14 protein-coding genes are annotated in these 12522 nt (G+C 60.7%); 4 read left to right on the top strand and 10 right to left on the bottom strand.

Annotated features, from left to right (window positions below; all coding sequences use genetic code 11):
* Positions 1-35: 35 nt before the first annotated feature.
* The 5 genes from pgi to lexA form a co-directional block, all read right to left on the bottom strand.
* Positions 36-1670: a glucose-6-phosphate isomerase gene (pgi, locus tag QZ613_RS05640; protein ID WP_291863924.1), complete on the bottom strand. Its 1635-nt coding sequence runs from the start codon at positions 1668-1670 to the stop codon at positions 36-38.
* Positions 1671-2034: 364 nt separating this feature from the next.
* On the bottom strand, positions 2035-2436 hold the full coding sequence (locus tag QZ613_RS05635) for a hemerythrin family protein (protein WP_291863926.1): 402 nt from the start codon (positions 2434-2436) through the stop codon (positions 2035-2037).
* Between the two features lie 88 nt (positions 2437-2524).
* A complete protein-coding gene (locus QZ613_RS05630; protein WP_291981754.1) occupies positions 2525-4009 on the bottom strand; it encodes a DNA polymerase Y family protein in 1485 nt (494 codons plus the stop codon).
* Positions 3942-4649 carry a translesion DNA synthesis-associated protein ImuA gene (imuA, locus tag QZ613_RS05625; RefSeq protein WP_043568763.1) on the bottom strand — a complete coding sequence of 236 codons (708 nt, stop codon included), beginning with the start codon at positions 4647-4649 and terminating at the stop codon, positions 3942-3944. The genes QZ613_RS05630 and imuA overlap by 68 nt, the downstream gene beginning before the upstream one ends.
* Before the next feature lie 27 nt (positions 4650-4676).
* Positions 4677-5288 carry a transcriptional repressor LexA gene (gene lexA, locus QZ613_RS05620; protein ID WP_291981752.1) on the bottom strand — a complete coding sequence of 204 codons (612 nt, stop codon included), beginning with the start codon at positions 5286-5288 and terminating at the stop codon, positions 4677-4679.
* 161 nt (positions 5289-5449) lie between these two features.
* Between lexA and QZ613_RS05615 the strand changes: the two genes are divergently transcribed.
* The 3 genes from QZ613_RS05615 (at position 5450) to QZ613_RS05605 (ending at position 8705) form a co-directional block, all read left to right on the top strand.
* Positions 5450-5905 carry a peroxiredoxin gene (locus QZ613_RS05615; protein WP_043568760.1) on the top strand — a complete coding sequence of 152 codons (456 nt, stop codon included), beginning with the start codon at positions 5450-5452 and terminating at the stop codon, positions 5903-5905.
* 43 nt (positions 5906-5948) lie between these two features.
* Positions 5949-7376: a PhoH family protein gene (locus QZ613_RS05610; protein ID WP_043568953.1), complete on the top strand. Its 1428-nt coding sequence runs from the start codon at positions 5949-5951 to the stop codon at positions 7374-7376.
* A gap of 108 nt (positions 7377-7484) precedes the next feature.
* Complete coding sequence (locus tag QZ613_RS05605; RefSeq protein ID WP_043568758.1) at positions 7485-8705, top strand: transglutaminase-like domain-containing protein; 1221 nt, start codon at positions 7485-7487, stop codon at positions 8703-8705.
* Between the two features lie 24 nt (positions 8706-8729).
* Here the strand turns inward: QZ613_RS05605 and dnaB are convergent, their stop codons facing one another.
* From dnaB to rpsF, 5 genes are all read right to left on the bottom strand, one after another.
* Positions 8730-10190 carry a replicative DNA helicase gene (gene dnaB, locus QZ613_RS05600; protein ID WP_291863935.1) on the bottom strand — a complete coding sequence of 487 codons (1461 nt, stop codon included), beginning with the start codon at positions 10188-10190 and terminating at the stop codon, positions 8730-8732.
* A 140-nt stretch (positions 10191-10330) separates the two neighbouring features.
* On the bottom strand, positions 10331-10789 hold the full coding sequence (gene rplI / locus QZ613_RS05595) for a 50S ribosomal protein L9 (RefSeq protein ID WP_043568755.1): 459 nt from the start codon (positions 10787-10789) through the stop codon (positions 10331-10333).
* Between the two features lie 14 nt (positions 10790-10803).
* Positions 10804-11079, bottom strand: coding sequence for a 30S ribosomal protein S18 (gene rpsR / locus QZ613_RS05590; protein WP_043568754.1), 276 nt, complete (start codon positions 11077-11079; stop codon positions 10804-10806).
* The gene (priB, locus tag QZ613_RS05585; protein ID WP_291863977.1) at positions 11051-11380 is read right to left on the bottom strand and encodes a primosomal replication protein N; all 330 of its coding nucleotides are present in this window, start codon (positions 11378-11380) and stop codon (positions 11051-11053) included. Before priB ends, rpsR begins: the two co-directional genes overlap by 29 nt.
* Before the next feature lie 14 nt (positions 11381-11394).
* The gene (gene rpsF, locus QZ613_RS05580; protein WP_043568753.1) at positions 11395-11781 is read right to left on the bottom strand and encodes a 30S ribosomal protein S6; all 387 of its coding nucleotides are present in this window, start codon (positions 11779-11781) and stop codon (positions 11395-11397) included.
* Between the two features lie 239 nt (positions 11782-12020).
* On the opposite strand from rpsF, the gene QZ613_RS05575 reads away from it, so the two are divergent.
* A complete protein-coding gene (locus QZ613_RS05575) occupies positions 12021-12479 on the top strand; it encodes a hemerythrin domain-containing protein (protein WP_291981750.1) in 459 nt (152 codons plus the stop codon).
* Positions 12480-12522 lie beyond the last annotated feature (43 nt).

The raw sequence follows: 12522 nt of genomic DNA, 5'->3' as shown, positions 1-12522 counted from the left end.
TGAGCGCCCCGGCCGGATACCGGAGCAAAATCGGTTCAGGCAATATGCTGCCGGGTGAAGGCCAGCAGCCCTTGCGTTGATGCGTCGAGTTTTTTCGCCAGCTGCGCGTCGCTCACTGCAGGCAGAATGCTGTTGGCCACCGCCTTGCCAAGCTCGACGCCCCACTGATCGAAGGAATTGAGCCCCCAGATGGCGCCCTGCACGAAAACCTTGTGTTCGTAAAGTGCAACCAGGGCACCGAGCGTTTGCGGGTCAAGCCGCGACAGCAGCAGCGTGGACGACGGCTGATTGCCGGCAAAGACCTTGTGCGGCAGGAGTTCCGCAAGCTTCGCGGCCGACATGCTGCCGCTCAGCTCGCTGCGTGCCTCATCCTCGGTCTTGCCGAATGCCAGCGCCGCGCTCTGTGCGAAGCAGTTGGCGAGCAGCGCCTCCTGATGCCCGGGCAAGGGGTAATCCGAACGTACGGCGGCGATGAAATCGCAGGGCACCAATCGCCCACCCTGATGGAGAAGCTGGAAAAACGCGTGCTGGCCGTTGTTGCCGAGTTCACCCCAGACGATGGGATTCGAGGCATGGGCGAGCGGCTGGCCATCAATCCCGACGGACTTGCCGTTGCTTTCCATCTCGAGTTGCTGCAGGAAAGAGGGGAAGTAGCGCAGGGACTCGTTGTAGGGCAATACGGCGTTGGTGGTCGCCCCCAGGAAGTTGGTGTTCCAGATCCCGATCAGGGCCATCACCACGGGCAGGTTGCGTTCGCAGGGCGTGCTGCGGAAATGCTCGTCCATGCGCTCGGCGCCGGCCAGCAGTTCGGCATAGGCCTGCGGCCCGATGGCGATCATCAACGCCAGGCCAACCGCCGACCACAGCGAAAAACGACCACCGACCCAGTCCCAGAGAGGAAAGACCGAGCCTTCGTCAATCCCGAAGTCGACCGCACGCTCGGGCTTGGCCGTCAGGGCGGCAAAATGGCGGGCAACGGCGGCAGCGTCGCCAAGGTTGGCCACCAGCCAGTTGCGCGCGGTTTGCGCGTTGAGCATCGTTTCCTGCGTGGTGAAGGTCTTGCTAGCCACCAGGAAAAGCGTCGTGCGCGGATCAAGGGTTTGCAGGAGCGGCGCCAGCTGGGCGCTATCGAGGTTGGAGACATAATGCACGGCAAGCGCCGGATGCGAAATCGAACGCAGCGCGTAAGCGAGCATTTTCGGCCCGAGGTCCGAGCCGCCGATGCCGATATTGACGACCGTGCGAATCGGCATGCCGGTAAAACCAAGCGCCTCGCCAGCGCGAACACGATCGGCGAAGGCGGCCATGCGCTGGCGCGTTGGCAAGACCTCGGCCATGACGTCGAAGTCGGCACTGGGAAACGGTGCGCCGGATCGCCGCAAGGCGACGTGCAGCACCGAGCGATCTTCACTGACATTGATCTTCTCGCCGCCGAACATTCTAGCCGTCGATTCGGCAAGGCCGACTTCTTTGGTCAGCTCAACCAGTAGAGCCAGCGTCGTCGAATCCAGGCGCTGCTTCGAGAAATCGAAAAGGATCCCATCGAAGCTCAGCGAGAGGGTAGCGACGCGATCCGGATCACTGGCAAAGAGTTGTCTGAGATGCACTGGAGAGAACGATTTCCGGTGCGCTTCAATGGCCTTCCAGGCGGCTGAGGAGGTAATGTTCATGGTCGGTACGAGCTCATCAATGAGTGATCAGGTTAGCTACAAATGGCCGATTAAAGGGGCTTGCGATGAAATATGACAACATATGCTGTTCCGCTTATCAGCTTGCCAGAATGCTCGAAAGAACGCAAAAAAGAATCCGCGCCGAGCGCCTGTAAGAAGGCTTTCAAGACCATGCACAGGGCCATTTCCGGGCAATGTCGCAAGCCCCCTTGCGGTCGCCGCCGAGCGGCCGCAAATCACTCTTTCCAGGCGCTTGTCGATGCGCTGGTCGGGCAAGCGCTGCGCGCAGAAAAAAGGCGCCACAACGGCGAGCGGGAGAGGAAGCGGAAGGCTGGCAACGACGAGCTGCAAGCAGTGGAAGACGTCAGGTGGCGCACTCCCGTAGCCGAGCAGCGAAGGGCTTGTCTTCGTCGATGATATGACGCTCGAACCAGTATTCGGTATAGCGCAGGAAGGAATGAACATCGCGCGAACCGTCATGCACGGCGGCGAGCGCCTTGCGCAGCGTGCGCAGATTGTCATCGTGGACTCTGGCATGATCGGCGAAGTCGATGCCGAGCTGGCGCGCGACACGCTCTTCGCTGGCGAAATGCCACTCCAGATAGTCGAGCAGGCTGTGAAACTCGTCGAGTGATGCGGGTCCGTTGCCAAACGATGAGGTCTTGAGCATCTCGATACGGCGAAAAATCTCTTCGTGCTGAACATCGATTTCGGGCAGATCGATCAGAAGTGCCGTCGGCAACAAGCCAGTGAGGGTGTACTCCATGATCGGGCTCCGCAGTGAAACGGTCGATTGCGACAATAGTCACAGTATAAAAAGGGGGATCGAAAAGCACCAGTTAAATCGGACGCCGTCAGGCAAACACACCATGCAGAAACCACCCTGCCCGGCAACGAAAGATCCATAACCATTCCTGACGTATTGAAATGGCGACGAAGTAGTCGCGACGCACATCACCAAGCGCATCGGGCTCGGCAGCATCCCACCAGCCACTTTCGATGCGCTCTGGCCCGGCAAGCAGACGCAAGGAGCCTCCACACTGTGGCCGACCGACCTTTTCGCGCAAGGCCTGCGGTCTGGCCAGAAGCCATAGAGGACGTGGAGCAGGCTCGTCCAGCAACACCCTCGAGTCAGCAAACAACTTCGTCGCTATTTTCTCTCCGGCCAGCAGGGCGGGGGCGACTCGTCGCGAGGCGTTCTCCGGGCGGTGCTCGGCCACAACCGCAAGCACATGCACGCTCCCGCTGCCAAGACGCGCCTGCAGGCGCTCGACCAGCGCTGCCACCGAATCACCACCAGCGCCTTCACCATGCTCACCGAACAAGCTGCTCGTACGTCCTGGCAGCGCCTCCGGCGCCTCGGCTCGCAAGCGGATCGCGTCGACAGCGGCGGGCAGTTCGAGCCGCTGCAGGCGCTCGATAAGCACCCGGGAGATCCGTTCGGGATCGCGCGTGGCAGTGCTGAAAGCGAGGGCCAGAACAGTGGCCGATCGCTGCTTCGTGGAACGTTCGTGCACAAACTCGAAGCGGCATTCACTGACTCCCTCAGCGCGGGCAGCAAGCCAGCCACACAAGCTGGCGACCAGGCGGCGCCCGGCAAAACCGAGAGCGATCGCATTATCAGTCCGCATCGGCAGCTCCAGCCGCTCGACAAAGCGCTCCGGAAAAACAAAGCGCGCCCGCGGGTCAGGGAAATCGCCGAGCGCACGCGCCAGATCAGCGACAAAAGCGGGGCCGAGTCGACGTGCCAGGCCTGCGCGGGGCAGACAAAGCACGTCAGCAAGCAGGCGCGCGCCAAAACTGCCGAGGCGAGCCTGCTTCTGCGGCGAGAAGTCGAGAGCCGCCAGCGGCAGTCTGCCGAGGCGCAGCGGCAGTTCAGCGCTGTCGAGACAGGGCTCATTGTCGCCGGCAAGCGCCAGCCACTGCGCAGCGCGCGGCGTGGGGGCCAGCGCCGCCTGCGGAGCAAAGCCCTGCTCGGCGCAGCCGCTTACAATGCGTTCGAAGAGCGCCGTGACGCCGCCGAAAAGACGCAGGGAAGCGGCCACTTCGAGCAACAGCGTCTGGGGTGGCAGGCAGCAGATTTCCGAAGTGAAGCCGCCTGCCCAGTAGGCGAGCCGGGTCAAGGCTAGCTGCTCACGCTCGCAATCACGCTGCTGCACGGCCAGAGTGGGCAAGAAAGCCCACGCCTCGGCCAGACGCAATCCAGGCATCACGCCAGCCGAACTCGCCGCCCGGTCGGCGACGACGACACGTTCACGGCTGACGATGGCTTTAGGCGATGGCAGGCTGGGAAAGACTTCGAGCGGCAGGCGTGGCAGGTACAGGGCAAGCCAGAGCATGATTCCGAGGCAGTGGACGTTGAATGGCAATGGGCAATGATGCTGACTGCGTGCCGCCACGGCGCTTGAGAAGACGAACGATCAGTTGCTCACCCGCAGCTTCGAGCGCCAGGCGCAGCGGCGCCGGCGAGGATTGACTGGCACAGGCTGCCGGACGAAAAACGAACAGCAGCGTGCGACTGCTCTCGGCAGCAAGCTGCAGCCGACGCAACGTGCTCGTCTGTGCATCAGGCAGCCAGGTAACAACGGCGCCAACGCCATCGGCAGCGAGTGAGCGCTCGCAGACCCAGGCAGCATCGCGGCCGGAAGCGCTGGCGACCAGCAGGCGCGACAGGTCAAGACCGGATTCCCGCAACGCTGGTGCATGCAGCGGATGCGGCGAGGCAACACAAACGAGCCAGGCAAGCTCGTCGCTCGATAGGCGCGCCAGCGCTGGCAGTAGCAGACTCAGTTCACCAATCCCTCGATGCGCCGGCAAGATTTCGGTCAAGCCGCCGCGCGGCCAGCCACCGCCAGGCAACTCGCGGTCAAGTTCGGTGAAACCCGTCGACACGCCGGCTAATGGCGTTCTGGCCAGCGTATCACCACGCCAGATATCAGGGCGATCAAGAACTTGCGCAAGTGTCAGAGATGAAGGCATGGAAGGCTGGGCAAGGCCAACTCGCACTCACATCGTCTCACTGCCGCGGATCACCCCGACAGCAATGCCTTCGATAGCCAATGTTTGCGCTTCCGAATCGACGATGATCGGTTCGAAATCGGGGTTTTCGGCGATCAGTTCGACCGCCCCTCCCCGCTGGCGAAAACGCTTGACTGTCACCTCATCGTCAAGCCGCGCAACGACGATCTGGCCGTTGCGTGCTTCGCTGCTGCGGTGTACGGCGAGCAGGTCACCATCCAGAATGCCGGCGTTGATCATCGACAGGCCACGCACACGCAGCAGGAAGTCGGCACGTGGACGAAACAGGCTGGCATCGACCGTATAGCGGCGCTGCACATTTTCCACCGCCAGAATCGGGCTGCCGGCGGCAACACTACCGATCAGCGGCAAACCGAGTTGTTCGACCAGACGGATGCCGCGCGCCGAACCGGGTTCGAGAACGATGATGCCCTTCTTGGCGAGCGCCTTGAGGTGTTCCTCGGCGGCATTGTGCGAGGCAAATCCGAAAGCACTGGCGATTTCGGCCCGGGTCGGTGGTGCGCCAAGGATTTCCAGCGTGTTACGGATGAAGTCAAGGATTTCCTGTTGTCGCGAGGTAAGCGAGGCAACTCTGGTCATGGTCGTAGGCTCCTGTTGTCAGGACTGTATTTTTATACAGTTTTTAGCAAAGAAGCAAGCAGTACGAACACTATTGCGGCACCAACCGGCTTGACCGACGCGCCGCTTTCTTACAACAATCCAGTCCCCATTCCCCGAACCATTGCTCCTGAAGGAAAGCCATGCTCGACCAGACCGTCGCCGACTTCAGCCTGCCGGCCACAGGCGACCAGACCTTCACGCTGTCAGCCTGCCGGGGCAGCACAGTCGTACTTTATTTCTACCCCAAAGACAGCACGCCGGGATGCACCACCGAGGCACAGCAGTTCCGCGATCTCCACCCGCAGTTCGTCGAAGCCGGCGCCATCGTGGTCGGTGTCTCACGTGACAGCATCCGCTCGCACGAGAACTTCAAGGCCAAGCAGGAACTGCCCTTCGCCCTGCTCTCCGATGCCGACGAATCACTGTGCGCTCGTTTCTCGGTGATCAAGATGAAATCGATGTACGGAAAACAGGTCCGCGGGATCGAGCGCAGTACCTTTGTCATCGATGGCCAGGGGGTGTTGCGGCGCGAATGGCGCGCTCTGAAAGTACCCGGTCATGCTCAACAGGTGCTGGATTTCGTCGTTCAGCTCTGATCACCAACCCTGACCGACAATCCTTCATCCGGAAAATATGCGCATGAGCCGCCAAGCTGCCGTCAGCACCACCAGCGACGTTGCTGCCAAACCAAGCAAACTCTTCGTCCTCGACACCAACGTCCTGATGCACGATCCGACCAGCGTCTACCGTTTCGAAGAGCATGATGTCTTCCTGCCGATCATGACCCTGGAAGAACTGGACAACCACAAAAAGGGAATGTCGGAAATCGCCCGCAATGCTCGCCAGGTGACACGAACGCTCGATGAAATCGTCAGTAGCATGGACGATGCCATCGAGCAGGGCATCAAGCTCCACGAAGCTTCTCGCCGACTGGCCAGCGGCAGACTCTTTCTGCAGACCGAGGCTATCGCCAGCGAACTCCCGGCAGGACTCCCGACGGCCAAGGCCGACAATCAGATACTGGCGGTCGTCATCCACCTGCAACGCCAGCATCCGGAACGTTCGGTGATCCTGGTCTCCAAAGACATCAACATGCGCATCAAGGCCCGCACGCTCGGGCTGCAGGCGCAGGACTATTTCAACGACAAGGTTCTGGAAGACACCGACATCCTGTACACCGGGATGCGCGAACTGAGCGCGGAGTTCTGGGACGAGCACGGTCAGGGGATGGAGTCCTGGCAGCAGGACGGTCATACGCTATACCGCTTCAAGGGCCCGCTGTGCACGCAATTCCTGGCGAACCAGTTCCTCATCCAGGAGGGAGAGAGCCCGCTGCATGCGATCGTCCGCAACGCCTCGGGAACGAGCGCCGAAATTCAGACCCTGACCGACTATACGCACGCCAGGAACAGCGTCTGGGGGATTACCGCGCGCAACCGCGAGCAAAACTTTGCACTCAATCTGCTGATGAATCCGGAAATCGATTTTGTCACCCTGCTCGGCCAGGCAGGTACCGGCAAGACACTGCTCACCCTGGCCGCGGGACTCACCCAGGTACTCGAAACGAGGCGCTACAAGGAAATCATCATGACCCGAGTCACCGTGCCGGTCGGCGAGGACATCGGCTTTTTGCCAGGCACCGAAGAAGAAAAGATGGGACCGTGGATGGGCGCCCTCGAAGACAACCTCGAGGTCCTCAACAAGAGCGATGAGGAAACCGGCGATTGGGGGAGAGCGGCCACCCACGACCTGATTCGCAACCGGATCAAGATCAAGTCACTCAATTTCATGCGCGGCCGGACCTTCCTCAACAAGTTCCTGATCATTGATGAAGCGCAGAACCTGACTCCGAAGCAGATGAAGACGCTGATTACCCGCGCCGGACCAGCGACGAAGGTGGTCTGCCTCGGCAACATCGCCCAGATCGATACGCCGTATCTTACCGAAGGCAGTTCCGGTCTCGCCTATGTCGTCGACCGCTTCAAGGGATGGGCGCATGCCGGTCATATCACCCTGCAACGCGGCGAACGCTCTCGCCTCGCGGACTACGCTGCCGAAGTGCTATAATTCTCCCCATTGCTGGGCCGTGTCTAAGACACGGCCCAGTCGTTTGCAGCCACCGATCCGTGCCAACTGCTCCGTGCGACCAGGATCCAGTGCTCACCGGAGAGTCGATTGAAACGACGCAATTTCCTTGCTGCTTCGGCACTTCTTTCCTTACTGGCACCTTCGTCGGTGTTGGCGGCCAACAAGAAGAAAACAGCCGCCAAACCCACGCGCAGCAGCACCACGAAGAAGAGCAACAGGCACGGCGCAAAACCCGCCGTCCAGCATTCGGAAACACCCGCCGCGACCAGTCCCCCGCAGGCGGAAGCCGAGCAACGCGACGCAACCAGTCTGCCCGATGAGCCGACAACCCCGTGGCGAACCTACGACATCACTTCGACCATCGCGCTCAGCAACGCCAGCGGCAAGCTGCGCATGTGGCTACCGCTGGCGCTGTACAAGGACACGCCCTGGCAACGTTCGCTGGGCCACAGCTGGCAAGGAAATTTCACCAATGCCGGCATCTACCGCGACCCGGCGGAAACGATGGTGGTGTTCTACGCCGACTGGAACGAGGGTGTCGCTGCGCCGCAGTTGCAGATCACCAGCCAGGTCACCAAACGGGACCGTCATTTCGACATTACCCGACGCGGCAACGCCGCCGAGCGCAGCGAAGTGCTGCGCCAGAACCTGCATTCCAGCAATCTGCTCCCGACCGATGGACTCGTCCGCCGTACCGCCGAACGTGCAGTCGGTCGAATCAAGGATCCGGTCGCACGAGGCAAGGCGATTTACGACTGGGTGCTGGAAAACACCTCCTACGATCCCTCGCTGCCCGGTATCGGCAGGGGCGATATCGAGGCCATGCTCGACAGCGGCCAGTTGAGCGGGAAAAGTGCCGATATCGCGCTGCTGTTCGTCGCCCTGTGTCGATCGATCGGCATTCCGGCGCGGCCGATTTTCGGGCAGCGCATCGACAGCTCGCGCTTGTTCGCCGGTCTCGGCGCCACTGGCAACCTGAGCACGGAACAGCAATGCCGTGCCGAGTTCTATACGCCAGGGTACGGCTGGATTCCGGTCAATCCGGCCGACGTACGCAAGGCAATCTACGACGAGCACCTGAGCAGCAGCGATCCTAAACTGGTCGTCCTGAGCAAGCTGCTGTTCGGTTTCTGGGAGATGAACTGGGTCGCTTTCAACAGCGCTCAGGATGTCAAGCTGCGCGGCGACACCGGCAAGGCGCTGCCTTTTCTCGTCTTCCCGGAGGCGGAAATGGCTGCCGAACGCTTCAACAGCCTGGATACCAAACGCTTCAGCTACACCGTCCACGCCAGCCGCGTCGATGGCTGAAAAAGCAGGCCGATAGGACTGCGGTCAATACGAACCCGGTGTGGCGAAATTCTCGAAGCGCGTGTATTCGCCCAGAAATGTGAGGCGCACGGTACCGATTGGACCATTACGCTGCTTGCCGATGATGATCTCGGCAACCCCCTTCTCGGCCGTATCCTGGTTATAGACCTCGTCGCGATAGATGAACATGATCACGTCTGCGTCCTGTTCGATGGCGCCTGATTCACGCAGGTCGGACATCACCGGGCGCTTGTTCGGGCGTTGCTCGAGCGAGCGGTTGAGCTGCGAGAGGGCCATCAAGGGAACGTTCAGCTCCTTTGCCAGGCTTTTCAGAGAGCGGGAAATCTCGGAGATTTCGGTCGCCCGGTTCTCGCCGTGGCCGGTCGCCGACATCAGCTGCAGATAGTCGATGACGATCAACCCAAGCGGACCGCACTGGCGGCGAAGACGGCGTGCGCGTGCGCGCAGGTCAATCGGGTTCAGCGCTGGCGTCTCGTCGATATAGATCGGCGCTTCGTGCATCTTGCCCAGGGCAAACGACAGGCGTGACCACTCGTCGTCGTTAAGACGACCGGTGCGCACACGATGCGCGTCCAGCCTACCGACTGAAGAGAGCATGCGCATGGCGAGTTGAGTACCGCCCATCTCCATCGAGAAAATGGCCACCGGCAGACCGACTTCGATCGCCACATGTTCGGCAATGTTGAGCGCAAACGAAGTCTTGCCCATCGACGGCCGCCCGGCGACGATCAGCAAATCACCGCCCTGCAGGCCCGAGGTCTTGCTGTCGAGATCATGATAGCCGGAGGGAACACCAGTGATGTCCGACGGGTTGTCGCGGTCGTGCAGTTCCTGGATGCGCTCGACCACCTGCGTCAGCAGCGGATTGATGTGCTGGAAACCACTCTGGTGGCGAAAGCCGCCTTCGGCGATGGCGAAGACCTTCATCTCGGCCTCGTCGAGCAAGGTCTTCGGATCGCGACCGAGCGGGTTGAGCGCGCTGCCGGCGATCTCGTCACCAGCCGTGACCAGTTGCCGCAGAATCGCCCGCTCGCGAACGATTTCCGCATAACGCCGGATATTCGCTGCCGACGGCGTATTGGCGGCGAGTTCGCCAAGGTAGGCCAAGCCTCCGGTATCGTTACCCTCGCCCGCCAGGTCAAGGCTTTCGGCCACCGTAACCGCATCAGCCGGCTTGCCACGCTCCAGCAGCTTGCTAATCTGGCGGTAGATGCGCCTGTGCTCGTCGCGATAAAAGTCGCCTTCGCTCATCAGATCGGCGATCTTGTCGAAGGCGGCGTTGTCGAGCAACAGGCCACCAAGAACCGATTGCTCGGCCTCTATCGAGTGCGGTGGCACGCGCAGCGCCGATAGTGCAGGATCAATCTGCGGGCTACGCGGGCCGCTGTCTCGCCGCACACCGCGACTGCTCGAGCGTTCGACGCCTGCCGAGGGAGATGAATCTGCGGTGAAGGACTTGGCCATGAGCGATCAATGAGAAAACGGGACGAGCAAGGCAGCGAGTTTACCTCGCTGATGAGTGTTTCCCGATGCCAGAACGCAAAAAAGCCTTGCCCCGGGGCAAGGCTTCTTCCCTGGCGCCAACCGACGGCGCCGGATCAGAGCTAGATCTTGAACTGCTCGGCGACGACGGAAACCGTGATCTTTGCCAGAACGTCGCTATGCAGTGAAACCTCCAGCTCGGTCTCGCCGATCATCTTCAGCGGGCCGGCGGTCATGCGCACGTCGGACTTTTCGACCTCGAAACCGAGCGCACGCAGACCATCGGCAACATCGAAGTTGCTTACCGAGCCGAACAGTCGGCCGTCGACACCGGCCTTGCGCTCGATGCGCACGACCACACCCTCGAACTTCTCGGCATACGCCTGTGCAGCTGCCAGTTTCTCGGCTGCGGCGAGCTCGAGCTCGGCGCGCCTGGTTTCGAACTCCTTCAGCGCCATCGGCGTCGCACGCTTCGCTTTACCATTTGGAATCAGAAAGTTGCGCGCATAGCCGTCCTTGACTTTGACGAGATCACCGAGGCCACCAAGGTTGCCAACCTTTTCCATCAGAATTACTTGCATTTCCTTGTCCTCGCTTACTGGTGATTGTCGGTGTACGGCAGCAGGGCCAGGAAGCGGGCACGCTTGATGGCCACCGACAGCATCCGCTGGTAACCGGCCTTGGTACCGGTCAGACGCGCCGGCATGATCTTGCCGTTCTCGGCGATGTACTCCTTGAACAGATCAACGTCCTTGTAATCGATCTCTTCCATCTTCTCAGCGGTAAAGCGGCAGAACTTGCGCCGCTTGAACAGGCCACCACCGCGCTTCTTGACATTCTTGTCATCCTTCTTCTTGAAGAATCTTCCCATTTTGCTTTCCTTCGACAAATTCGATCATAGTTACATGCAGTCTCGGCTGCTTGCTGTTGCGGCTCCTGGCGGCAAGAAAGCCCGTCAGATGGAGGGCTGCGCCAGGTGTTGCCGCTTGCAGCCACTGTGCCGTCGCACCCACGGCAATTGCCGCGATCTCGCATTCGACACGCCGCGGGCTACCCGCTTCGACCTGTTCTGATTGATGCCCGATCAGACATTCAACGACCGGCACACCGGCCGGCGTAAAACGTAGCGCCTTGCGCTCGATCAGGACTCCAGCAAGCTCGACGCGGTTCAGCAGAGCCTCGACAATCAGGCGTCCGGCTCGGCGGCAGCTTCAAGCGGTGCTGGTTCACGGACTTCCAGCAGCGACTTGGATTTCTCGTCCTTCATCATCGGCGACGGCGCGCTGACCGCACTCTTGGTCTTGATCGTCAGATGACGAAGAACGGCGTCGGTGAACTTGAAACCGTGCTCTAGCTCGGTCAGCGTGGCGTCATCGCACTCGATGTTCAGCAGCAGATAGTGTGCCTTGTGCAGCTTCTGGATCGGGTAGGCGAGCTGGCGGCGTCCCCAGTCTTCGAGACGGTGAATCTGCCCGGAACGCGCTGCGATCACAGCCTTGTAGCGCTCGATCATCGCCGGCACCTGTTCACTCTGATCCGGATGGATGATCAGGACGATTTCGTAATGACGCATGAACACTCCTTGTGGTTGTAGCCCCCCGCCATGCAAGCGGTGGAGCAAGGTGGAAAACCGAGCATTGTAACGGCTTGACGGCGTTCTCGGCAAACTGGTTTCGCTGTGCGCTCGCTACGGGCCGCGGCCGAAAGGATATTCGTCTGACTTAACGCAAGTTTCCCTGGAATTCTGCACGACCAGTTCCTATACTCGCAAGATAACTAAAAGCCTTTGAACGTTACCAGAGGAGACATGTAATGGAGATTGCCCTTTCCCCGTTCCTGCCCGAAGCTCTGTTGGTCGGTTTCCCAGAGATCGACGCCCAGCACGAAGAGGTGTTTACCCGTATCGAGTCGCTCAAGGCGGGCTGTTTTGGCAACACTTACGTAGATATCGCCGAGTTCCAGGCCTTACTCGACTCCTTCACCTTGCATTTCGCCACCGAAGAGCGGATTGCTGAAGACGCCGGAATCGATTTCACTGCCCATGCCAAGATCCACCGCGACACTCTTGATCTGCTACGCAAGGCACTGGGCGATGTCATCAAGGGCGAACGTGACGCTCATGCCTTTCTGCGCTATGCCGAATACTGGTTTGAACGTCATATCAGGGAAGACGACAAGCGCTTCGTCGCCACGCTGCAGGAATCCCGCCACTTCAGGCTTCCGCGCAGCCGGCGGCCGGTCAGCAATCGCCTTTTCTCCGCCCGGGCCTGACAGCGTTGCTCATCTGCTGCCGCTCGGCGGCGGCTCCCCTGAA

This window comes from Candidatus Accumulibacter sp. ACC005, from assembly GCF_907163215.1.
Taxonomy (GTDB): Bacteria; Pseudomonadota; Gammaproteobacteria; order Burkholderiales; family Rhodocyclaceae; genus Accumulibacter; species Accumulibacter regalis.
This window is presented reverse-complemented; position numbering and strand designations above follow the sequence as displayed.